20 protein-coding genes are annotated in these 23,482 nt (G+C 63.9%); 14 read left to right on the top strand and 6 right to left on the bottom strand.

What is annotated here, in order from left to right:
• Positions 1 to 103: 103 nt before the first annotated feature.
• From murQ to murA, 3 genes are all read right to left on the bottom strand, one after another.
• Entirely contained in the window at positions 104 to 1,027 is a 924-nt protein-coding gene (murQ, locus tag NKI38_RS28725; RefSeq protein WP_352663641.1) for an N-acetylmuramic acid 6-phosphate etherase, read from the bottom strand.
• 182 nt (positions 1,028 to 1,209) lie between these two features.
• On the bottom strand, positions 1,210 to 2,088 hold the full coding sequence (locus NKI38_RS28730) for a glucosamine kinase nucleotide-binding domain-containing protein (RefSeq protein ID WP_352663643.1): 879 nt from the start codon (positions 2,086 to 2,088) through the stop codon (positions 1,210 to 1,212).
• Entirely contained in the window at positions 2,085 to 3,341 is a 1,257-nt protein-coding gene (gene murA / locus NKI38_RS28735) for a UDP-N-acetylglucosamine 1-carboxyvinyltransferase (RefSeq protein WP_352663645.1), read from the bottom strand. The genes NKI38_RS28730 and murA overlap by 4 nt, the downstream gene beginning before the upstream one ends.
• Before the next feature lie 110 nt (positions 3,342 to 3,451).
• Here murA and NKI38_RS28740 point away from each other — a divergent pair, with 110 nt between their 5' ends.
• Both NKI38_RS28740 and NKI38_RS28745 read left to right on the top strand, forming a co-directional pair.
• Positions 3,452 to 4,312 carry a MurR/RpiR family transcriptional regulator gene (locus NKI38_RS28740; RefSeq protein ID WP_352663647.1) on the top strand — a complete coding sequence of 287 codons (861 nt, stop codon included), beginning with the start codon at positions 3,452 to 3,454 and terminating at the stop codon, positions 4,310 to 4,312.
• 149 nt (positions 4,313 to 4,461) lie between these two features.
• On the top strand, positions 4,462 to 5,151 hold the full coding sequence (locus NKI38_RS28745) for an SDR family NAD(P)-dependent oxidoreductase (protein WP_352663649.1): 690 nt from the start codon (positions 4,462 to 4,464) through the stop codon (positions 5,149 to 5,151).
• 55 nt (positions 5,152 to 5,206) lie between these two features.
• Here the strand turns inward: NKI38_RS28745 and NKI38_RS28750 are convergent, their stop codons facing one another.
• The 3 genes from NKI38_RS28750 to NKI38_RS28760 form a co-directional block, all read right to left on the bottom strand.
• On the bottom strand, positions 5,207 to 6,562 hold the full coding sequence (locus NKI38_RS28750) for a glutamine synthetase family protein (RefSeq protein WP_352663651.1): 1,356 nt from the start codon (positions 6,560 to 6,562) through the stop codon (positions 5,207 to 5,209).
• Between the two features lie 113 nt (positions 6,563 to 6,675).
• Positions 6,676 to 6,810 carry a hypothetical protein gene (locus NKI38_RS28755; protein WP_352663653.1) on the bottom strand — a complete coding sequence of 45 codons (135 nt, stop codon included), beginning with the start codon at positions 6,808 to 6,810 and terminating at the stop codon, positions 6,676 to 6,678.
• On the bottom strand, positions 6,810 to 7,508 hold the full coding sequence (locus tag NKI38_RS28760; RefSeq protein WP_352663655.1) for a GntR family transcriptional regulator: 699 nt from the start codon (positions 7,506 to 7,508) through the stop codon (positions 6,810 to 6,812). The genes NKI38_RS28755 and NKI38_RS28760 overlap by 1 nt, the downstream gene beginning before the upstream one ends.
• Positions 7,509 to 7,927: 419 nt before the next feature.
• Between NKI38_RS28760 and ftsZ the strand changes: the two genes are divergently transcribed.
• From ftsZ to NKI38_RS28820, 12 genes are all read left to right on the top strand, one after another.
• The gene (gene ftsZ / locus NKI38_RS28765; RefSeq protein ID WP_352663657.1) at positions 7,928 to 8,965 is read left to right on the top strand and encodes a cell division protein FtsZ; all 1,038 of its coding nucleotides are present in this window, start codon (positions 7,928 to 7,930) and stop codon (positions 8,963 to 8,965) included.
• A 476-nt stretch (positions 8,966 to 9,441) separates the two neighbouring features.
• Positions 9,442 to 10,485: a substrate-binding domain-containing protein gene (locus tag NKI38_RS28770; RefSeq protein WP_352663659.1), complete on the top strand. Its 1,044-nt coding sequence runs from the start codon at positions 9,442 to 9,444 to the stop codon at positions 10,483 to 10,485.
• Positions 10,486 to 10,524: 39 nt separating this feature from the next.
• Complete coding sequence (locus NKI38_RS28775) at positions 10,525 to 11,793, top strand: ABC transporter substrate-binding protein (protein WP_352663661.1); 1,269 nt, start codon at positions 10,525 to 10,527, stop codon at positions 11,791 to 11,793.
• A 78-nt stretch (positions 11,794 to 11,871) separates the two neighbouring features.
• Positions 11,872 to 12,717 carry a carbohydrate ABC transporter permease gene (locus NKI38_RS28780; protein ID WP_352663663.1) on the top strand — a complete coding sequence of 282 codons (846 nt, stop codon included), beginning with the start codon at positions 11,872 to 11,874 and terminating at the stop codon, positions 12,715 to 12,717.
• A complete protein-coding gene (locus NKI38_RS28785; RefSeq protein ID WP_352663665.1) occupies positions 12,714 to 13,559 on the top strand; it encodes a carbohydrate ABC transporter permease in 846 nt (281 codons plus the stop codon). The genes NKI38_RS28780 and NKI38_RS28785 overlap by 4 nt, the downstream gene beginning before the upstream one ends.
• A 21-nt stretch (positions 13,560 to 13,580) precedes the next feature.
• Positions 13,581 to 14,621: an ABC transporter ATP-binding protein gene (locus NKI38_RS28790; protein WP_352663667.1), complete on the top strand. Its 1,041-nt coding sequence runs from the start codon at positions 13,581 to 13,583 to the stop codon at positions 14,619 to 14,621.
• 21 nt (positions 14,622 to 14,642) lie between these two features.
• Positions 14,643 to 15,923, top strand: a complete 1,281-nt coding sequence (locus NKI38_RS28795; protein WP_352663669.1) for an amylo-alpha-1,6-glucosidase — start codon at positions 14,643 to 14,645, stop codon at positions 15,921 to 15,923.
• 128 nt (positions 15,924 to 16,051) lie between these two features.
• A complete protein-coding gene (locus NKI38_RS28800) occupies positions 16,052 to 17,437 on the top strand; it encodes an SWIM zinc finger family protein (RefSeq protein ID WP_352663671.1) in 1,386 nt (461 codons plus the stop codon).
• Positions 17,434 to 18,861 (top strand): DUF5691 domain-containing protein, encoded by a 1,428-nt coding sequence (locus tag NKI38_RS28805; protein WP_352663673.1) that lies wholly within the window; start codon positions 17,434 to 17,436, stop codon positions 18,859 to 18,861. The genes NKI38_RS28800 and NKI38_RS28805 overlap by 4 nt, the downstream gene beginning before the upstream one ends.
• 31 nt (positions 18,862 to 18,892) lie before the next feature.
• Entirely contained in the window at positions 18,893 to 19,972 is a 1,080-nt protein-coding gene (locus tag NKI38_RS28810) for an ATP-binding protein (protein ID WP_352663675.1), read from the top strand.
• A gap of 4 nt (positions 19,973 to 19,976) precedes the next feature.
• On the top strand, positions 19,977 to 22,226 hold the full coding sequence (locus NKI38_RS28815; protein WP_352663677.1) for a DUF5682 family protein: 2,250 nt from the start codon (positions 19,977 to 19,979) through the stop codon (positions 22,224 to 22,226).
• Complete coding sequence (locus NKI38_RS28820; protein WP_352663679.1) at positions 22,219 to 23,445, top strand: VWA domain-containing protein; 1,227 nt, start codon at positions 22,219 to 22,221, stop codon at positions 23,443 to 23,445. The genes NKI38_RS28815 and NKI38_RS28820 overlap by 8 nt, the downstream gene beginning before the upstream one ends.
• Positions 23,446 to 23,482 lie beyond the last annotated feature (37 nt).

Below are 23,482 nucleotides of genomic sequence, written 5' to 3' on the forward strand. Positions count from 1 at the left end.
CCATCACTACGACCCCGCATCGCAAATCACTCCCGTTGTCAGACGAAAGTGAATCACAAAACAAAGCCAAACGCGACTTTTGCAGCAGCCTGCTAAAGCGGCTTCATGCCGTCTTGTCGCTAATAGCCTTTCGCAGGAAGCCTCCGGCCTTGCCGAGAGCCGCGCGTGCTTCCTCGACGCCCATGCCGGTGATCGTCACCAGGATCGCCAGCTTCACATCGTTGCCGGTCTGGCCGAGCACCTTTTTTGCCTGTCGCGCCGTACAGCCGGTCGTCTGCATGACGATCCTGATCGCCCTGGCGACAAGCTTCTTGTTCGACGGGTAAAGGTCGACCATCAGGTTCTGGTAGCTCTTGCCGATGCGGATCATCGAGGCGGTGGTCAGCATGTTGAGCACCAGCTTCTGCGCGGTTCCAGACTTCAGCCGGGTCGAGCCGGTGAGCACTTCCGGGCCGACGACCGGCGAGATGGCGATGTCGGCGATGCCGGCAATGGTCGAGGCCGGATTGCACGAAAGCGCGACCGTGGTTGCGCCCATCTGTTTTGCATAATTCAATCCACCGATGACGTAGGGCGTGCGCCCGCTGACTGCGATGCCGACCACAACGTCGTCTGATGTGAGCCCGATGTCCTGCAATGCCTTGGCGCCCATTTTCGGGTCATCCTCGGCGCCTTCCGTCGACCGCACCAGGGCGTCGGGACCGCCGGCAATCAGGCCGACCACCATGCCTTCGGGCACACCAAAGGTGGGCGGACACTCCGATGCATCGAGAACGCCAAGCCGGCCGCTGGTGCCGGCGCCCATATAGACAAGCCGCGCGTCTTTCTGGAAGGCAAGCACGATACGGTCCACCGCAGCTGCGATTTCAGGCAGGACCTTTTCGACGGCCGCCGGGACGGCCCTGTCCTCATCGTTGATCTTGCGCAGCACGTCGATGGTCGGCAGCAGGTCGATGTCCATCGTCCGAGGGTTCCGGCCCTCGGAAACCAGCCGGTCCAGCTCGGACATCAACCCATGCTCGGTCATCCCAATGCTTTCAAAACCATGCGGCACAGCCGATGAGCATAGCTCGCCGACCGGCACCAGCACACACGGACCACCACGGAGCCCGTCGTCGCGCCCCTGTTTTCATTTGTTAACTTTCTAGAATTGGATATTCATGCCGTCAACAGAAATTTGGAATATTTTATTCCTTCACGGACAAGACGCTATCGCTTGCAGCAGGACCTTTTGGCAAGGATGATCGCGCCCGACACCGCGTCGCCATCAGCGGGCTTCAGGCGGCGCCGAACATCGGGGGAGAGCCAGGGTTCGAGCGGGCTGGCGAGGCCGCCCAACAAGGTCACACGGGGCGCGCCTTTTTCGAACAGCACGCGCACCAGCGTGTCGATCTGCTCGGCCGCACTTTGCACGATGCGCCGCCCGACAGGGTCGCCCTGGTCGGCATGGCGCATCACCATCGGCGCCAGGGCCGCATAGTCCGTGGCGCTGGCGCGGTCCATCCAGGCGACGGCTTCCATCGGATCACCTTCGAAACGCTGCATCACTTCCGCCAGAAGTGCGGTCCGCTCATGCCGGCCGTCATGGGCGCGCAAGGCCAGTTGCACGGCTTTCAGTCCAAGGTCGGCGCCGCTGCCCTCGTCGGAGATCGGAAAGCCGTAGCCGCCGACACGCAGGTCACGGCCGTCGACAAAGCCGAGGCCGATCGAGCCCGTTCCGGCGATCACGATGGCGCCGTCCTGACCGGAATGCGCGCCAAGGCAGGCGCCGACGCCGTCGCTGACAAAATCGATGCTGGCAAAGGGATGCGCAATCGTCCGCAATGCCTCCAGCGCGCCCTTGCGGCCGATGCCGGCAAGGCCGATGCCTGCGTGGGTCCGGGCGATCTCCGCAGCCCCGAAGCCCGCCTCTTCGACCGCCGTGCCAAACGCTTTCGCGACCGACGCCCAGGCGGCGTCGATGCCGAGCCGCGTCGTTGCCGGGCCCGACAGTCCTTGTCCCAGCACGGTTCCATCCGAGTCCTCGATGCGGGCGCGACAGCCGCTGCCGCCGCCGTCGACGCCGAGAAAATGGCGCCCCGGGCTCATGCGCTCAGCCGCTCGATATCGGCGCCGCACAGGCGCAGCTTGTGGTCCAGTTGCTCATAGCCGCGGTCGAGGTGGTAGACCCGGTTGATGATGGTTTCGCCTTCGCAGACAAGCGCCGCCAGAACCAGCGACACTGAAGCGCGCAGATCGGTGGCCATCACCTGCGCGCCATGCAGCTTCGCGCCGCCGCGCACCAGCGCCGTGGTGCCCTGCAGTTTGATGTTGGCGCCGAGCCGCATCAGTTCGGCCACATGCATGAAGCGGTTCTCGAAGATGGTTTCACGCAGCAGCGACGCGCCCTCGGCGCAACACATCAGCGCCATGAACTGCGCCTGGAGATCGGTCGGAAACCCCGGATAGGGTTCGGTGGTGAGATCGACAGCCTTGAGCGGCCTATCGCGCGAGACGATGAGCCCGCGGTCGCCGGGCCAGACGCTGACGCCGGTGGCCTCCAGCAATTGCACCACCGAGGCCATATGCTCGAGCCGGGCATGGGTCAGTTCCAGCTGACCGCCGGTGATGGCAGCGGCGATGGCATAGGTGCCGGCCTCGATTCGGTCCGGGATGATATCGTGCATGGCCGCATGCCAGCTCGTGTCGCCGGCAATCAGGATGCGGTGCGTTCCGGCACCCTCGATGCTGGCACCCATGGCGTTGAGGCAAGCGGCAAGATCAGCCACTTCGGGCTCGCGCGCCGCGTTGAGGATCTCGGTTTCCCCCTTGGCCGTGGTCGCCGCCATCATGGCAGTTTCCGTCGCGCCGACCGAAGGCGAACTCAAGACGATGCGCGTGCCGGTCAGCCCGTTCGGCGCCGATGCGACGATCGAGCCGTTCTCGATGGCGATCCTGGCGCCCAGTGCGGCGAGTGCTGAGACATGCATGTCGACCGGCCGCGCGCCGATCGCGCAGCCGCCAGGCAGCGAAACCCGGGCATGACCGAAACGGGCCAGCAGCGGCGCCAGCACCAGCACCGTCGCCCGCATCTTTCGCACCGTGTCGTAGGAGGTCTCCTTGGATACGGCGGCACTGGTGTCGATCATTGCTGCATGCGCCGACCGCGTTACTTCGGCGCCATGAAGCCGCACCACGCCGAGCATGTTTTCGACATCGGTCACATCAGGCAGGTTGGTCAGTTCGAGCGGGTAGGGGCTGAGCAGCGCGGCTGCTATCTGCGGCAAAGCCGCGTTCTTGGCGCCGGATATGGTGACCGCGCCTTCCAGTCTTTGTCCGCCGATGATCCGCAATCTGTCCATGGGCTGAAACCTTGTGTGAGGAGGCGAGAATTAATTCTGCGTTCTTGGCTGTCAATCGGAATTGGAATATTTTATTCCTTTTGCCGTCACCTGAAAGCGCGAGGGAATCCGTGTCAGTTCTGAACAGGATCAATGCGAAGCTCGACGGCATGGCGCCTGGCGATCGTGAGATCGGCCAGTACATCGTCGACAATCCCGACCAGATGCTGCGCCTGTCGACGGCGGCTCTTGCCGCCGAGATCGGACGCAGCCAGTCGAGCGTCGTCAAGTTCAGCCAGAAGCTCGGCTATGCCAGCTATCAGGAGCTCAAGCTCGCGGTCAGCGAGGCCAAGGCGCAGGAATGGCAGGTGCCAGCGGGCATGATCCACGGGTCGATCGAGGTCGGCGACAACTACCAGGTCATTTTGAAGAAGCTGATCGGCAGCAAGCTCCTGTCGATGCAGCGCACGGTCGCCGCCAACACCGAGCGCATCATCTCCAGGACGCTGGAATTGCTGGATGGCGCGCGCCGCATCCATCTGGTTGGCGTCGGCGCTTCCTCGCTGGTGGCGCGCGATTTCTCCTACAAGCTGATGAAGCTTGGGCGCAATGTCCTGCATGACAGCGACAGCCACATCCAGATGGCCAATGTCTCGACGCTCGGGCCCGGCGACGTGCTGTTCGCACTCTCCTATTCCGGCGCCAGCATCGAAACCTTGCGCATCGCCGAGCTTGCGTACAAGCGCGGCACGACCGTGATCGCGGTCACCGGCCTGCACGACAATCCGCTCAGCCGCGTCGCAGACATCTGCCTCTACACCATCGCCGATGAGGAGCGGGCGCGCTCGTCCTCGATCACCGCGCGCGATGCGCAGCTGGCGCTGACCGATTTGCTGTTCATCCTGCTGGTGCAGAAGCAGCCGGACGCCAACGATTATGTCCACAATAGCGAAGCGGCGGTTTCGGTGCTGAAGGCCGAGCGGTCTTCGTAGCGCCACAGGCGATAGTGGACCGCACAACGCCGGTCCTGCGGCCACCTGGCTCAACAACTGCAGCAATGCCCTTGCCTATCAGCCGCGAAGGCGCGACCCTGGCTGATCAGGCGAAACGCTTCCGCCGAAATCCGCAAGGAGAGAAAATCATGACATCCGATGTGGCCGTCATTGCAGGCGCTGGCGCTGGTCTGAGCGCCTCGCTTGCGCGCCTTCTCACCCGGGAAGGCTTTCGCGTGGTTCTGGCCGCCCGCAACGTCGAGAAGCTGAGCGCTCTGGTCGACGAGACCGGTGCGCTGGCCGTGGAGACGGATGTCGCCGACGCCGCATCCGTGGCCAAGCTGTTCGACGCCGCCGACAAGGCCGGCCCGCTGGCGCTTGTGGTGTTCAATGCCAGCGCGCGCACGCGCGGCCCGATCGCCGAACTCGATACCGAAGCGGTCAAACAGGCATTGCTGGTCGGCGCCTATGGCGGCTTCCTGGTCGGCCAGCAGGCGGCGCGTCGGCTCCTTGTCCGGGGTTCCGGATCGATCCTGTTCACCGGCGCCACCGCCAGTGTGAAGGGATTTTCCGGCTCGGCCGGCTTTGCCATGCCGAAGTTCGGCCTGCGCGGCCTGGCGCAGTCCATGGCCCGCGAACTCGCCCCGAGGAACATCCACGTCGCCCACTTCATCATCGACGGGGCGATCGAGCCGCCCGGTCAGCCCGGTGACCCGGACCGGCCGGACCGCCGCCTGTCGCCGGACGCCGTCGCCGAGGCCTATCACGCGATCCATCGCCAGCATCGCAGCGCCTGGAGTTCGGAGCTTGAGCTTCGGCCCTGGGTCGAGACGTTTTGACAATCCAGCGGATCAGCAGGGCGACCGCGTCGTGCAAGCCCTCGGTCAGTCGGCCTCAAACGCTTTCGAGATAGGTCTCGATCTCGAAATCGCTGACATTGAGCGCGAACGTGTTCAGCTCTTGCCGTTTGCAGGCAACGAAGGAGTCGCGCAGGATTGCCGGAAAGATCTCCGCCACATGCGTCCCGCCTTCAAAGGCGGCGATCGCGGACGCCCAGTCCGGCGGCAGCTTTGCCGGCGGAAGTCCTTGTCCATCGCTACCCGTCGGATCGCCAGGCGACAACTGTCTTTCAATGCCTGTCAGTGCTGCGCCCAGTATGGCGGCAAGCACCAGATATGGATTGGCGTCCGCTCCCGAAACCCGATGCTCGATACGGCGCGCACCGCTCGGGCCGCCGGGAATGCGGATCGCCACCATGCGGTTCTCATAACCCCAGGCGACCGCGGTTGGCGCATAGGATCGCGGGCGCAGCCTGCGGTACGAATTGAAATGTGGTGCGAATACCAGCGTGCTCTCGGCCATTGCCGCAAGCAGGCCACCGACCGCATGACGCATGATCTCCGAGCCCTGATCGGTGCCGTCGTCGAAAACGTTGCGCCCTTCAGCGTCGACCAGGCTGAAATGGACGTGAAAGCCGTTGCCGGCTCGGTCGCCGTAGGGCTTGGCCATGAAACAGGCGGCAAAGCCGTGCTTACGGGCAATGCCCTTCACCGTGCGTTTGAACAGCACCGCATCGTCGGCCGCCCGCAGGGCATCCGCGACATGGTTCAGGTTGATTTCGAACTGGCCGACACCGTTCTCGGCGATGGCCGTGTCGACGGGAATCCCTTGTGTCCGGCAGGCTTCATAGACGTCATGGATGAAGGATTCGAAATCGTCGATCTCATCGATCGACAGCGCCGCGTCGGAATCGAGACGGCGCCCGGTCACCGGCGAGACAGGTCCGACCGGCCGTTGCGACTGCGGATCGACGAGGTAGAATTCGAGTTCCGTTGCCGCGACCGGGGTCAGGCCCAAGGCCTTGTAGCGATCGAGGATGCGGGCCAGCGCCCGTCGCGGGTCGCCGAGATAGGGCGCGCCGCTTTCGTCGGCAAGCCAGAGCGGAATGAGCGCCGTCGGATGCGCCGTCCAGGCGACCGGGAGAATGCCGCGGCCCGTCCATTGGCACAGTCCATCGGCATCGCCGGTCGAGAACACCAGGGTGTTGCCTTCGATATCCTCGCCCCAGATATCGAGCCCGATCAGCGAATAAGGCATGCGCAGCTTGCCTTCCAGCGCCTTCCTTGCCTGCTCGACCGGAATGCGCTTGCCGCGCATGATGCCGTTGAGATCGCACACCGCCGCCCTCAGGCTCTGGATGTCGGTCCTGCTTTCAAGCCAGTTCAAAACGTCCGCAATTGCATCGCTCAATTTATAACCTCTGGTTTTTGAAGGTGCCGCAGCCTGCTCGGCTGCACTGTCCCTGGTAAAGATAGCTTGTGAGTTTTCGGAAAACGGACCTGGCTGTCGCCAAGGCCTTTTCCTTATTTTTTCAAGTCACTAGCTGGGATGTCGGGAGGCATTTCAAAACCAATTTCGCGATCTGCGATCGCAACATAGAGGCAAGAAGCCGGAAAGCCAAGGGGCATCGCCTGAATCCGCTCAAACGCCACGCGCATCAGTTTCTCGCCTTCGGGAATCTGGCCTGCTGCAGGATGTGAGCGGCGCCTTCATCGATATCGCGCACGATGGCCGCGCGGGCGCGCTCCGCATCTTGGGCCTCGATCGCCGCGACGATTTCCTCGTGATAGTCGATGTCGAGAATGGAGGCGAAATCATCCTCGAACCCCATGGCAAGGTTCCTGAGAAACGGCCCGACCTGCATCCATACAGTCTCGATCAGGAAGATCATCTGCTCGTTGCCGCAATGGCGATAGATCGAGAATTTGAAGTCGTGGTTCTTGCGCAGGTAATCGTCGATATCGCCCTTGCGGGCCGCCAGGGTCAGGTCGGTGCAGTGGCGTCGGATCGCTCGCAGATTGTTGCCGTTGATGCGTTTTGTCGCAAGTTCGGTCGCCGAGCCTTCGAGGATCGTGCGCACGGCGGTCAACTGCGAAAACCGTTCGGCCGAAATGACCGGCACTTCCACGCTGCCGTTCGGCATCGGGCTCAGCGCCCGCAATGCCTGAAGCCGCATGAAAGCGCTGCGCACCGGCATGTCGCTGGTGCCGAGTTCCTTGGCCAGCTTGCGTGAGGTCAGCTTCTGGCCCGGGGCGAACCGGCCCGACATCAGCGCCCGCACGAGTTCCAGATAGACTTTCTCATGCAGGGGAACGGTGTCGACGGCGGTCAAGCCGAATTGTGTTTTGTCGGCCATGGGCGGGGGAACGTCCTGAAATCTGTCCTGACGACATTCGCCGCAGATAATCTTGGTTTGGCCGAACGCGGTATGAGCCGAGCTCAGTGAGCTTGCAACCAGACTATATGATAGACATTTCGACCACATCGCCGCAAGCGGGTCTGCGCCAGGCGCCGGAATTCGCAGCGCTCGCCGTGACGCCAGGATTGCCTGGCCTAGCGGCCTGGCTCTCAGGCGCGCGGCGTCTCCGCCACGCTGTGCAAAACCGTCATCACAAATCTTGACCTTGCGCGCACTTGCACCTCTGCCCGCTCTCTGGCTTTTTGGGGTACCCATCCGAACGGACTGATTCGCGTCACGCCGCTCGATTGCAATATTCCCAATGCAGTCTGCCGGTGGGCCGTGAAGCGCGCGCAATTGGCGAAGGAGAAACAGGCATGGCCGAGTTCAAGAAGCCCGAGATCTCCGAGATGAGACCCAAGATCACCGTCATCGGCATTGGCGGCGGCGGCGGCAATGCCGTCAACAACATGATCGCGGAGCAGCTTCAGGGCACGGAATTCATCGCCGCCAACACCGACGCTCAGGCGCTGACCATGTCGAAGGCGTCTAGGCTGATCCAGCTTGGCGCCCACGTCACCGAAGGATTGGGCGCCGGGTCGCTTCCCGAGATCGGCCGCGCCGCGGCCGAGGAATCGCTCGACGAGATCATGGATCATCTGGCCGGCACGCATATGTGTTTCGTCACCGCCGGCATGGGCGGCGGCACCGGAACCGGTGCTGCTCCCGTCATCGCCCAGGCGGCGCGCAAGGCCGGCATCCTGACGGTGGGTGTCGTCACCAAGCCCTTCACCTTCGAAGGCCGGCGTCGCATGCAGATGGCCGAAGAGGGCATCGAGCGGCTGCGCGAGAGCGCCGACACGGTCATCGTCATCCCGAACCAGAACCTGTTCAGGATCGCCGATGCCAAGACCACCTTCGCCGATGCGTTCGCCATCGCCGACCGGGTGCTCTACGCCGGCGTCAGCTGCATCACCGATCTTATCGTCAAGGAAGGCCTGATCAATCTCGACTTCGCCGATGTGAAATCGGTGATGCGCGACATGGGCCGCGCCATGATGGGCACCGGCGAGGCCTCCGGTGAGGGCCGGGCGATGAAGGCGGCGGAAGCCGCGATCGCCAACCCCCTGCTCGACGAAGTGTCGATGAAGGGCGCCAAGGGCGTCCTGGTCTCGATATCGGGCGGCAGGGACATGACCCTGTTCGAGGTCGACGAGGCCGCCACCCGCATCCGCGAGGAGGTCTACGAGGACGCCGACATTATCGTCGGTGCAATCTTCGACAAGAGCATGGAAGGCCGCTTCAGGGTCTCGGTGGTGGCGACGGGTCTGGACCGTGCGTTTGGAGCAGAGGATGGCGATGCCGGCATCGCCCGCGACCATGCCGGCCAGCCGCCGGCGCGCACGCTTCAGTAGGATCTGCCGCTCCGAATGTGGAGCGCTAGCAGCACCGCAGAGAGAGTTTGACGGGTTGGAGGCCTGTTGGCTGTCGGGGTTTCATCGTTCGTTTCAATGAACCACCATCAGCACTCGGGATTGGCCAAAGCCCCCCAATGTCGTCATCCCTGGGCGGAGCAGCCGCGAAGCGGCGTCGCGGAGACCCTGGGATCCATGCCGCGACCTTAATCGTAGAGTGCAGCGGAGCAGAGTTCTGCACCGTGGCAGCGCTCGGAAGTCGCGGCATGATCCTTGGGTCCGCGCCACGTCGCTTCGCTCCTAGCTCCGCCCCAGGATGACGATTGACGGGTGTTTCCGCCAATCGTCTGGGCACGCCCAAACCCACCACACCGATAGTCAGATCGCTTGTCAGTCCGCTTTGGATAGCAATTTAAAACGTTTGCAATTTTGCGAAAGACAATTACAAACGTTTCAAATTCATCGAGGTAGGAACGATGACGACCCGCGTCATCACGCTCAAGGAGCTTGCCGCAGGCCTCGACCTGTCGATCACGACGGTGTCGCGGGCGCTTGCCGGTCATGAACAGATCGCGCTGAAGACGCGCGAGCGTGTCGCGCGAGCGGCGCGTCAGGCCGGCTACGTGCCCAACACCGCGGCGCGCACGCTGGTCTCCGGCCGCAGCGGTTTTGTCGGCCTCGTGCTGCCGATCCGCGGGCCGAACCTTGTCGATTCCTTCCTTGGCGAATTCGTCACCGGGCTCGGCGAAGGGCTGGTATCGCATGGCGCCGACCTGATCCTGGCCACCGCCGCCTTCGGCCATTCGGAACTGTCGGTGCTGCGCCATGTCGTCGAATCCGGGCGGGCCGATGGCGTCGTCGTCACGCGTATCGCCGAGGTCGACGAGCGGCTCGCCTATCTGCGCGACCGCGGCTTTCCGTTCGTTGCCCATGGCCGGTTGCTCCACAGCGACTTCGGCTACAACTGGCTCGATACCGACGGCGCGCATGCCTTCGGTGAGGCTTTCGACATGCTCTACGATCTCGGCCACCGCCATTTCGGCCTGGTGACGATTTCCGAGCCGATGACTTTCCGGCATCTCAGACAAGACGGCCTTGCCGCGGCCATGGCGCGTAGGGGCGATCCTTCGGTGCGGCTCGATGTGGTGACGGCGCCGCGCTTTGACCATGAGGCCCGCGTCCAGGCCGTCAACCGCATGCTGCAGCGGTCTGACAGGCCGACGGCCATTGTCGCTCTGTTCGACGAACTGGCTTTGACCGTGATGGAGGAGGCTGCGCGCGCGGGCCTCAGCGTACCACGCGACCTCTCCGTCATCGGTTTCGACAACATTGCCGCATCGGCCTACGCGCCGCCGGGTCTCACCACATTCGATGCTTCGATCCGCCAATGCGCGCGCGAGATCGCCGACATGCTGCTCACCATCATCGCCGACAAGCCCGCCGCACCGTTGACGCGGCTGATCCGGTCGACGCTGGTTGCGCGCGCAAGCCATGGTCCCGCACCGAAGACAAAAAGCTGACGCCGTCTGACGGCGCTTAATCCAGGGAGGAAGACCGTGATGAAAGCATTGAAGACACTGCTCGGCGCCGCGCTGGCGTTATCGATCGCCTCAGGCGGCGCGCGGGCCCAGCAGGTGCTGTTCTGGTCGACGCAGGCGCGCCCCGTCGAGGAAACCCAAAAGATGCGCGACGAGGTGCTGAAGGGTTTTGACGGTGCGGTCGACTATCAGGTCGCCGAGACCGGCCCCTGGCTCACACGCTTGCAGGCCGAACTGCAGGCCGGCACCGGCACCATCGGCGTGCTCGGTGGCCTGCATGGCGACTTCTCCAATGTCGGCGCAAACCTTGCCGATCTGTCCGGCGTCGATGTCGGCGGCGTCAGGGTCAACGAAGCTTACAAGAAGCTTGGCATGCTTGGCACCGGCGAGCAGAAATACCTGCCATGGATGCAGGCCACTTATCTGATGGCGGCCAACAAGCAGGCCTTGCAATATCTGCCGCAAGGCGTCGATCTCAACACCATCACCTGTGACCAGCTGATCGAATGGTCGAAGAACATCGCCGAGAAAACCGGCTCGCCGAAATTCGGCTTTCCAGCCGGTCCCAAAGGGCTCAAGCACCGCTTCTTCGAGGGGTTCCTCTACCCGTCCTACACCGGCTCGATGGTGACCAAGTTCCGTTCGCCGGAAGCCGAGATCGCCTGGAACAAGTTCAAGGAACTCTGGCAGTACACCAACCCGAACTCGACCAACTATGCCTTCATGCAGGAGCCGCTTTTGACCGGCGATGTCTGGGTGGCGTTCGACCATGTCGCGCGGCTTGCCGACGCCTTCAACAAGAAACCGGATGAGTTCGTTGCCTTTCCGGCGCCGGCCGGCCCCGCCGGTCGCGGATTCATGCCTGTCGTGGCCGGCGTCGCCATCCCGAAGACCTCGCCCGACATCGACAAGGCCAAGGCGCTGGTCGCCTATATGCTGAAGCCGGAAACCCAGATCGCGACGCTGAAAGCCACCAATTTCTTCCCGGTCGTCGACGTCAAGCTGCCTGACGACATGCCGGCTTCGGTCAAGGCCTTCGGTCCGGCGATCACCACCATGACGAGTGCACGCGATGCGATGCCGACATTGCTGCCGATGGGCCTCGGCGATCTCGATGGCAAGTTCAACCAGGTCTACACCGACAGTTTCGAGCGCATCGTGCTCGGCGGCGAGGATGTGCATGGCGTGCTTGGCGAAGAGGCCACGGTGCTCAAGGGCCTGATCGACCAGGCCAAGGCGCCGTGCTGGGCACCTGACAAGCCATCCACTGGCGCTTGCCCCGTCGACTAAATCCTCCCGAGGGGGCGGCGGGCTTTTTTTCCCCGCGGGGCGCCCAGACCGCAGCACTTGACCGCAAAGGACACCACCATGCCCGGCAAGGCTCTGCCCTATCTGCTGCTGATGCCGGCGACTGTGTTCCTCTGCATCTTCTTCCTCTACCCGTTCGCGTTGGTCGCCTTTGAGGCGGTCACCCGCGACGGTGCCTTCACCCTCGACAATTTCCGCACAATGGCCGGCAGCTGGAAATTCCCCGTCACTGTCCGCAACACGCTGCTGCTTGCGGCAATCGTCGTGCCGATCCAGCTGGTCATGGCGCTGCTGATGGCGAGTGTGGTGTCGCGGCTCGAGACCGGGCGCAGTGCCGCGCTCTATGTCTTTGCCATTCCGCTCGGCATTTCCGATCTCGCCGCCGGGTTGATCTGGCTCGCCATCTTCGACCAGTCGGGCTTCCTCAACACGCTGCTTTCCAGCCTGGGCGTTGTCGACAGGCCGATCATGTTCCTCGGCTACCAGAGCAAGCTGACCATCTTCATCGCCGTGGCACTCGCCGAGATCTGGCGGGCCACGGCGATCATGATGGTCATCCTCGTCGCCGGCATGGGCCTGATCCCCAAGGAATATTACGAGGCGGCGGAAGTGTTCGGGGCAAGCCCGTGGCAGCGCTTTGTGCGCATCACGCTGCCATTGCTGCGCCCCAGCCTGCAGACGGCGATCATCCTGCGCGTCATCCTCGCCTTCGAGGTCTTCGCCGTCGTCGCAGCGCTTGGTGGTACAAATCTGCCGGTGCTGATGGGCGAGACCTACAATTGGCAGTTCACGCTGCAGGATCGCAATGTCGCCGCCGCTTCGGCGCTGCTCATCCTCGCCATCTCGATCGGCTTCACGCTGTTCTTCCTCAGGGTGCTGCGCGTACCCAAGGAGGCGCGTATATGAGCTCCATCGCCGAAGTGCCGGTCGCGGCAGTCGCCGATGCGCGCAAGGCCGGCGACTGGCTGCTGATCGCCACCGCCATCCTGCTTTGCGTTTGGGTGCTGCTGCCGATCTATCTCTTGATCGTCAACGCGCTGTCGTCGCCGGATGAGGTCACGGCCTTCCCCAAGCGTTTCTTTCCGTCCTTTGATCCCGGCAGCCTGTCCTTCTTCATCAATTTCGCCGGTGTCGCCAGGGCGCTATGGAACTCGGTCCTCGTCGCCACCCTGACGATGATCCTGTCCATCGGCTTCGGCGCTCCGGCCGGCTACGCGCTGTCGCGCTTCGACTTTCCCGGCAAGGAGACCTTCCGTTTCCTGGTGCTGATGACGCGCGCCTTCCCGTTGCCGCTGCTGGCATTGCCGCTGGCGGTGATGTTCATCCGCACCGGCCTCGACGACACCGCCATCGGGCTGGCGCTGGTCCACACCACGCTGGCGCTGCCCTTCGCCGTGCTGATCACCTTCTCGCTCTTTTCCGGCATTCCCGTCGAACTCGAGGAGGCGGCCTGGACGCTCGGCTGCACAAGGCTGCAGGCCTTTCGCAAGGTGATCTTGCCGCTGGCGCTGCCGGGCATCGCGGCCTCGGCGGTGTTTGCGTTCACCATCTCCTGGAACGAGGTGTTTGCCGCCGCCGTGCTCACCATCGAGAACCGCACGCTGACCGCCTTCCTGCTGCAAAGCCTCGGTGAATCGCCGCTCTATCTCAAATTCGCCGGCGGCGCCGCCCTGGTCGTGCCGGCGCTGATCTTCATCTTCGCCGTTCGAAAATACCTGTTTGCCATGTGGGGGATCGCCAACCGATGACGCGAGACACGGAGACCGCTCATGGCTGAAATCGCGATCAAGGGTGTGGCCAAGCGCTTTGGCGGTTTCACCGCCCTGCATCAGGTCGACCTCACCATATCAGACCAGGAGTTCATGGTGCTGCTCGGCGCCTCTGGCTGCGGCAAGACCACCCTGCTGCGCATCGTCGCCGGGCTGGAAACGCCAAGCCAGGGCGAGGTCTGGATCGGCGGCCGCCGCGTCGACCATCTGCCGCCGCGCGACCGCGGCATTGCCATGGTGTTCCAGAATTATGCCGTCTTTCCGCATCTGACCGTGTTCGAGAACATCGCCTTCGGCCTGCGCATGAAGAAATTGCCGCAGGTCGATGTGGAACGGCGCGTCACCCGCACCGCCGAGCTGATGCACATCGAGCAATTGCTGAAACGCTATTCGGGCCAACTGTCTGGGGGCCAGCGCCAGCGTGTCGCCGTCGCCCGGGCGCTCGCCATGGAGCCCGACGTCATCCTGATGGACGAGCCGCTGTCGAACCTCGACGCGCTGCTGCGGCTGGAGATGCGTGCCGAGCTCAAGGGTGTGCTCGCCGCCTCGAAGACCACCACCATCTATGTCACCCACGACCAGGTCGAGGCGATGAGCCTCGCCGACCGTATCGCCGTCATGCATCAGGGCCGCATCGTCCAGGCCGCGTCGCCGGTCGAGGTCTACCGCAATCCGGCCGCGCGTTTCGTCGGCTCCTTCATCGGCAATCCGCCGATGAATTTTATCCCGGCGACCAAGGCCGCGAATGGCAGCTGGACCGTTGCCGGACTGACGCTGCCCGGCCCCAAATCGGATAAGCAGAGAATAGAATTCGCCATCCGCCCCGAGGATGTCGACGCCGGCGACGCGGGTCTGCACGCCACCGTGCGCGTCATCGAGCCGCTCGGACCGCACACGTTGGTCACCTGCGATGTCGAGGGCGGCCTGTTCCGCGCCATCCTGGACTCGAATGCCGGCGTTCAGGTCGGCGATCATCTGCGCCTTGCGCCCAAACCCGACCGCATCCGCTGGTTCGATCCCGAAACCACCAATGCTCTTTGATACCGAAAGCCTTGAACTCCCATGACTGCTTCTGCCGCCAGAGACATCATCGCCCGCGCCGTCGAGGTGCTGAAAGAAAACGACCAGGGCACCTACACCATCCCGACGAAAGGTCTTTATCCGTTCCAGTGGAACTGGGATTCCTGCCTCACCGCGCTCGGTCTTGCCCACTACGACGAAGCCCGGGCCTGGACCGAGATCGAGACATTGTTCGCGCATCAATGGCCGGACGGCATGGTGCCGCACATCGTCTTCCATGTCTGGAGCGACGGCTATTTTCCCGGGCCGGAAGTCTGGCGCACCGGCCGCCCGACGGCCACCTCCGGAATCACCCAGCCGGCTGTTGCAGGTTTTGCCTTACGCCGCCTGTTCGACCGGGCCAAGGACAAGAAACTGGCTGCGGAGCGGGCCCGCGCGCTGCTGCCGATGATCGACGCCTGGCACCGCTGGTTTTACGAAAACCGCGATCCCAGAGGCGAGGGACTGGTCGCCATCATCCATCCCTGGGAGTCCGGCCGCGACAATTCCATCGACTGGGACGAGGCCTTCGAGCGCGTGCCGACCGAAGGCGTCGAGCCCTACACGCGTCGCGACATCCTGCATGCCGACCCGGCGCACCGTCCGACACAAGGGCAGTATGACCGCTACATCTGGCTGCTGCAGCTTTTTCGCGGGCTTGGCTGGGACAATGCCAGGCTGCATGACGCCTCGCCATTCCAGGTCGTCGATCCCGGCTTCAACGCCATTTTGATCCGCGCCTCGACCGATCTTGCCGATCTTGCGGAGGCGCTCGGCGAAACCGGGATTGCCAGCGCCAATCGTGCCCGCGCTGAAAAGGGTCTGGCCGCGATGGAGCGGCTGTGGAGCGATGCGCACGGCCAGTATCTCTGCCTCGACCGCGTCACCGGCAGACTGATCGACAGCGCCTCCGTTGGCGGCATCCTGCCGGCCTTCGCGGCCATCCCCGAGGCTCGCACCGCTGCGCTGGCAGCAACCGTCGAACGCCTTGCCGCCAAGGCGCGCTACGTCGTGCCGTCGCATGATCCCGACGATCCACGTTTCGATGCCAAGCGCTACTGGCGCGGCCCGGTCTGGCTGGTGGTCAACTACATGATATCAGACGGCCTCGCAGCCGCCGGCTACAGCGAGGCGGCACGGCGCATCACGCAATCCAGCCTGGATTTGATCCGGGAAAGCGGCTTTGCCGAATATTACGACCCGCTCAGCGGCGAGCCGCTCGGCGGCGGCCGCTTCACCTGGACGGCGGCAATGGTGATTGAGTTTTTGCGCGACGCGCGTTGAGCACTTGCGGTCTTGTGGATCGATCTCTATCCCTATCCCTCTGTTGCTACAAGAATCCGTCACATCAGTCCATCTATACTGGCAACCGGAATTCGTTCGAGCGACGGGGGAGCGGCTTGGAATTCGACTTGAAAACCATCGAGGCGCTTGCGCCCGACCAGGCGTCGTTGAGCGCCGCTTCCAAGTTGACTAAGCAATCGAACTGGCCACGGCTTGAAAAGAACGAACAGCTGGCTCTCATCTGGGGGGAATGCCAGGGTTCCGGCTCCAATCCCTATCGCGTGGTCGTCGACACTGGCGACCATGGCTACAAATGCAGCTGCCCGTCGCGAAAATTTCCCTGCAAGCACACTTTGGCGCTGATGTGGATCGCGGCCACAACGCCAGCCAGTTTTGCCGCAGCCGGCGCGACGCCGGAATGGGTGAGCGATTGGCTCGGCCGTCGCAGGAAAAGCACGCCGCAGCCTGTGCAACCGACACAAGGTGCGGAAGGCAAAAGCATCGGCGAGATATCGCTCGATGACGAAGGTGCAGTTGTCGAAGACGCCGCAGCGGTCGAGCGCCGTGAGGCAGCCCAACGCAAGCGCCAGGAAGACACGCGATCCTCCGTGTCGGCGGCGCTGGATGAGCTGGACCAATGGATCGCCGATCAGCTGCGGCTTGGTCTTGCCGCCTTTGTCGACAACAGCAGCGATCGTTGCCGCCGTATTGCCGCACGGCTAGTCGACATGAAGGCGACAGCGCTTGCCGGCCGCATCGACGAGTTGCCTTCGCGGTTGATGGGGCTGCGCAGCGAGGAACGGCCGGACGTGGCGATCCGCGAACTCGGCAAGCTTGTGCTGCTGGCCAAGGCCTGGCGATCGATCCCGGACGATCCTGAGCTGAGGCGGCTCGTATCCACCTCCGAAAGCCGCGAACAGGTTCTGGCCAATCCGGATGCGACACAGGTTGAAAGCGTCTGGGAGGTGCTTGGCGAGAAGATCGAGTCCCGCCGTGACGGTCTCGTCAGCCATTCGACCTGGCTGCTTGACCTGAACAGCGCTCGCCCGCAATTTGCTCTCCTGCTCGACTATTTTCCGGTCTCGGCCGGTCGCCGGTCGAACGCCTTCACGCCGGGCGACCGGTTCGACGCCCGTCTGGTCTTCTATCCGGCACGTCAGCCGCTGCGGGCACTGGTGGCCGATCGCAAGGGCGACATCTCACCAGGCGAATGGCCGGATTTCGGATTTGGTGCAGCCGATCCGCTCGCGGTTCATGTCACTCACCAGGACGCCTCCCCTTGGCTCACCGATTGTCCTGTCATGCTACCGCCCGGCGCGATCCTGCTGGACGATCGGGGGGATGCCTGGTGGCAGTCCGCCGGTGATCCGCATGGCATTGCCTTGCCGATCGCCGATACCGTCAACCCGATCCTGCTTGGGCTGGACCTCAAAGCAACGGCCGCACTTTGGAATGGCAGCCGGCTGGACCTTCTGGCGGCGCAAAGCGGGTTCGGGAGGCTTGATCTGTCGTGAACGAGATCGAACAGACAAGCCTGGCGACCATGCGCGACTGCTGGATCACCGGCGGCACCGGCTTCGATCTGGCTCCGGCCGCATGGAAGGAGATTGCCGACAGCGCAAGCCCCGACGAACGCGAGCGTCGCCTGTTGGCAATCGCCGCACAAGCTCTCGACATTGCCTTGCGGCCGGCCGCGCCGCAGACGCTGAAACGCCGCTCACCGCTGCCTGAACTTGCCTTGCCCATGCTGCCGGAGAAGCTGCGGCCGTCTTTGCGAGCCGCACTGAAGCATGCGGCCGACGCAAGATACAAGACACGCGTGGCAGCGCTCGTTGCCAGCCGCGGCTTCGTGCTGCATCCAATGGATTGGATGCCCGCCGCGGCGTATCAGGAAAGTCTCGACGTTTATGCGCCGTGGGTCGACTGGCAGGCAGGTGCGGACGGTGAAAAACCTGCAAGCCCGGAGCATCTGACGGCGGAAAACTGGGATGAATTCTATCCCGCCGCACGCCGCGCTGCCCTCGCCGATATGCGCCGCATCGCGCCGGCTTCGGCTCGGCAACTGATCGAGACCAAGGCATCCGGCGAGCCGGCGGAGATCAGGATTGCACTCGTCGACCTGCTGCGCTTCGGCCTTGGGTCCGATGACGTGCCGTTCCTGAAGAGCCTCACCGCTGATCGTTCCGGCAAGCTGCGCGACCTCGCTGGCCGGTTGCTGGCAAGATTGGGAGAGCACGACTCTCAAGGCGTTGGCGGGCCGGAAGATCCAGGAACCGAACTCGCAGCCTTCATCGCGGAAGGCAAATCCGGCTTCATCCGCCGCCGCACGACTTACACGCCGGAAAAACTCAAATCGCCGGCGCAGGAAAGACGTCGCGCCGAACTGTTCGAGACCTGTAACCTGGTCGATCTTGCCGCGCGCTTCGGCGTCACCGAATCCGATTTTATCGGGGCGTGGCAATTCGGCGCCGACGACAACGCCGATATCCTTGTCGCTCGAATGGTCGCTGCATCGGGCAGCGAAGCCGCGGTGACGCACATGGCGGATACCCTTGTCGCCGAAGGCGGCAAGCCGGCGCTTTTCGTCCTCCATTTGATGCCGCGCCTGGACAGCCGGCGGCAGCGTGTCCTGATAAGGCTTATCCTGAAGGACACGCAACATCTAGGCGCGCTCAGCCTGGCCGAGGGCGTCGAAGCAAGCTGGTTGGACTGGGCCGACCTGACAAACGGCAAGACGCTGCCGGCGCTGCGCGCCGCTGTCGCGGGAAGCGATGACGCTGTGAAGCGCGGCGTCGACCGGCTTCTGGAAACGCTGGGCTTTCTCGCCACGGCGGCGGCAGCGGAAAAACTGATTGGGGATGTTGTCGCGGCTGGCATGGCTCCGGCGGCGCCTTCGCTCGGTCTTCTGCGCCTCAACGCCTCGCTGGCCGAGCCTTGAACCTACACACGATCAATCCGGAGAACAGCACATGAACGCAGCCATCCGTCTTCCGGTCGAGCAGGCCTACGCCGCCGAGTTGCAGGCGCTCTCCCGCAACGATGACCGGCAAAAACCCGCCGGTTGGAGCCTGTCGCCAAAGGCAGTGCTGACCTATCTGCTCGGCGGAAAGGCTGACGACGGCACGCTGATAACGCCCAAATATGTCGGCCGTCGCCGGCTGATGGAAACCGCCGTGGCGACGCTTGCCACCGACCGAGCGCTTTTGTTGCTCGGCGTTCCCGGCACTGCCAAATCCTGGGTGTCGGAACATCTCGCCGCCGCCATCATGGGCGATTCGACGCTGATCGTGCAGTGCACGGCCGGCACCGACGAGAACCAGATCCGCTATGGCTGGAACTACGCGCAGCTTCTGGCCAAGGGCCCCAGCCAGGACGCGCTGGTGCCGACGCCGCTCTACCGCGCCATGCGGGATGGCAAGCTCTGCCGTCTCGAAGAGCTGACGCGCATGGGCTCGGACGTGCAGGACACGCTGATCACCGTGCTGTCCGAAAAGATGATGCCGATCCCCGAACTCAACACCTCGATCTATGCGCAGCGCGGTTTCAACATCATCGCTACCGCCAACAACCGCGACAAGGGCGTCAACGAACTCTCATCGGCGCTGAAGCGCCGCTTCAACGTTGTCGTACTGCCCTTGCCCGAAGACATGGCGGAGGAGGTGGCGATCGTCTCCAAGCGTGTCGGCGAGATGGCCGGCGGTCTCGACCTGCCGGTGCCGAAGAATGTCGGCGAGGAGATCGCTCGCGTGCTGACCATCTTTCGCGAGTTGCGCTCCGGTGCGACAGCCGACGGCAAGGTGACGTTGAAAACGCCGTCCGGCTCGCTGTCCACGGCCGAGGCGATCGCCACCATGGTCGGTGGCCTCAGCCAAGCGGCCTGGTTCGACAGCGGCAAGCTCGGCGCCGAAGGCCTTGCCGCCAGCCTCGTCGGCGCGATCGTCAAGGATCCGGTGCAGGACAAGCTGGTGCTGGAGGAATATCTGGAAACCGTGCTCAAGAAGCGGCCGGACTATGCCGGCTACTACGCGGCCTTGAACGCGGCGATCTGAGGCCATGGCATTCGGCGAAGTTTCGTATTTCGGCATACGCCATCACGGGCCCGGCTCCGCCGAGAGCCTGGTGCAGGCGTTGCAGGAGTTGAAACCGGTCGCCGTGCTGGTCGAAGGACCGGCCGACGCTAGCGCGCTGCTGCCGCTGCTGGCCCGCCCCGAAATGCAGCCGCCGGTAGCGCTGCTCTGCTATCCCGAAGACGATCCGGCCTCGACAAGCTTCTGGCCCTTCGCCGAGTTCTCGCCGGAATACCAGGCGACGCTCTGGGCCGTTGCCAACAACGCGACGGTGCGGTTCATCGACTTGCCGTCATCAGCCCGGGCTACGCCGGTTGAGGCCGTGGAGGAAGCCGATACCGATGAAATGGAAGCCAACGTCGAGGCTGACTTGGCGCCGCATTTGCGGGACCCGATCGGAACGCTGGCACAAGCCGCCGGCTATGAGGACGGCGAGAGCTGGTGGTCTGATATCATCGAGCAGAACCCACAGCCAGGCCCGATCTTTGCCGCCATAGCGGATGCGATGACGACGCTACGCGAAGGTGAAGGTCCGCTTGCCGGACTCGAGGCAAAGCGCGAAGCGCATATGCGACTTGAAATCGCTGCCGCGCGCAAGGAATTCGAGGGGCCGATCGCTGTCGTCTGCGGCGCCTTCCACGTGCCGGCACTGCAGGCGACGCGACTGCATAAAGAGGACCAGGCGCTGCTCAAGGGGCTCGCCCGGCGCAAAAGCATGATGACCTGGGCGCCATGGACAGGGCCGCGTCTGGCGCTGGGCTTCGGCTATGGCGCCGGCGTCGTCGCGCCCGGCTGGTGCAAGCATCTGTGGCAGACGCGTGGGCAAGGCGACGCCTCGGTCTTGTGGCTCGCGCGCATCGCCACAGTCCTGAGAGCGAAGGGGCACCTGATCTCGACCGCCTCGCTGATCGAAGCCGAACGGCTGGCCCGCACGCTGGCTGTGATCCGCGAGCGGCCAAAGCCCGGCTTCGAGGAATTGCGCGATGCCGCGATCGCCGCCCTGTTCAACGGCGAAGCGCTGTTGTGGGCGCTGGTCGAGGCCGAACTGCTTCTGGGCGCCGATGTCGGGGAAATTCCGCCCGATACCCCGCTGGCGCCGCTGATCGAGGATCTGCAACGCAACCAGAAGGCGGCACGGCTGAAGCCCGAGGCGCTGGAGCGCGAATTGTCGGTCGACCTACGCAGCGAAAGCGGGCTGTTCAGGTCGACCTTGCTGCATCGGCTGAATGTGCTTGGCGTGCAGTGGGGCAAGCTGACCGACAGCGGACGCAGCCGCGGCACCTTTCGCGAGCGGTGGACCCTCTCGTGGGAGCCGGAATATGCCGTTCGCCTGGTCGAGAACCTCGTCTACGGGCCGACCATCGAAAAGGCCGCCAACGGCCGGCTGATCCAGATGATCGGCGCGGCGACGTCACTTGATGCGATGGCCGCGCTGGTCCAGGGCGCTATCACGGCCAATCTATCGGAAGCATCGATCACCGGTCTCGCGGCATTGGAGGAACGGGCAGCCCGCAGCAGCGAATGCTTGGAAATCCTGGCATCGGTGCCGCCGCTCGCGGACATCATCCGCTATGGCGAGGCTCGCAAGACGGAAACCGCCCGTCTGTCCGGCCTGCTGGAGCGGCTGATCGTCGAAGGTGGTATAGCGCTCCCTTATGCCGCCCGAGACCTCGATGCCCAGGCTTCGACGACGCTGGTCGGCGCCATGCGCAAGGCCGATGAAGCGATCAGGCTGGTCGAGCCCGGACAGGACGTGCTGGACGCCTGGCGCCATGGACTGGCTGCGGTGCTCGATGGATCGCGATCGACAGCGCTGGTGGCAGGCTGTGCCGCGCATCTGCTTTACGAGGCTGGCCACTTGTCCGCTGAAGCCGCGGCGGCCCTGATCGCACGGCGCCTGTCGCCGGGCACGCCGGTCACAGAGGCGGCAGGGTTCTTCGAGGGCTTCTTCAGCACCGCCGGTCAGCGCTTGATCTATGACGAGAGCCTGCGCGGCGCGGTCGACACCTGGCTCAATTCCCTCGATGAAGAGGCCTTCATCGCGCATCTACCGCTGCTGCGCCGCGTTTTTTCACATCTGGACTCGATGGAGCGTCGGCGGCTGATCGAAGCAGTGCTCGGCCGTGTCAGGCGCTTGCCAGCCGGGCTGACACCGACGCCGGATGGCGGCGAAGCGTGGCGCCGCCATCTTGAACGGCTTGGACCCCTGCTGAGGGGCGGGAGCGGCAATGGATGACGAGGCCGAAATGAGCGAGCCAATCCAGGCCGGCGACGGACGGTCGCGCCGCTGGCGCCTGGCGATCGGCGCCGATGACGAGAAATCGACTTCGCTTTCCGACAATGACAAGCGGCTCTCGGCGGCGCTCGATGCACTCTACGGCGATGGCGTAGGCGACGCCGCTGCAGATCCGCGCAAACGGCGCGGCGGGCTCGGTCGCTCGGCGCCCCGGGTGGCGCAATGGATGGGCGACATCAGGTCGTTCTTTCCCGCGCAGGTCGTGCAGATCGTCCAGAAGGATGCCTTCGAGCGGCTCAACCTGAAGCAGATGCTGATGGAACCAGAATTCCTCAAAGCGATCGAGGCCGACGTCAATCTCGTCGCCGACCTGATCTCACTGCGCGCGGTCATGCCAGCCAAGACCAAGGACATTGCACGTACGATCATCGCCGATATCGTCGCCAAGTTGATGCAGCGGCTGGAGCAGAAGACGACCGAGGCGATACGCGGCGCGGTCGACCGGTCACAACGCACCAACCGCCCACGCCAGCGCGATATCGACTGGCCGCGTACGATCTCGGCCAACCTTCGCCATTACCAGCCCGAGCACAAAACCATCGTGCCGGAGAAGCTGGTCGGCTTCATGCGCAAACAGCGAAGGCTGGTCGACCTGGACGAGGTCGTGCTGTGCGTCGACCAGTCGGGCTCGATGGCAAGCTCGGTGATCTATGCCTCGATATTCGCTGCTGTGATGGCCACCTTGCCGGTCGTGCGGACCAAGCTTGTCTGCTTCGACACCGCCATCGTCGACCTGACCGAGGAGCTTAGCGATCCTGTCGAAGTCCTGTTCGGCGTGCAGCTTGGCGGCGGCACCGATATCAACCAGGCCGTCGCCTATTGCGCGGACCGCATCGAACGGCCGACCAAGTCGCATATGGTGCTGATCACCGACCTTTATGAAGGCGGCAATGGCCAGGAACTGCTGCAGCGGCTTGCAGCGCTGGTTCGCTCCGGCGTCAACGTCGTGGTGCTTCTGGCGCTGACAGATCAGGGCAGGTCCGGTTATGATCCGAAGATGGCGGGCTCGGTTGCCGCGCTCGGCATTCCGGTCTTTGCCTGCACGCCGGATCTGTTTCCAGACATGATGGCGGCGGCATTGCGACGCGAGGATATCGGCACATGGGCGGCCGGCGCCGACATCAAGCTTGTTCGTGCCGAAGCCGAAGCGCCGGAGTGAAACAGCTGGTCCCAGAGCTGCCAGGATGCTCCTGGCA

This window comes from Mesorhizobium sp. M0621 (genome assembly GCF_040320745.1).
In the GTDB taxonomy this organism is placed as follows: Bacteria; Pseudomonadota; Alphaproteobacteria; order Rhizobiales; family Rhizobiaceae; genus Mesorhizobium.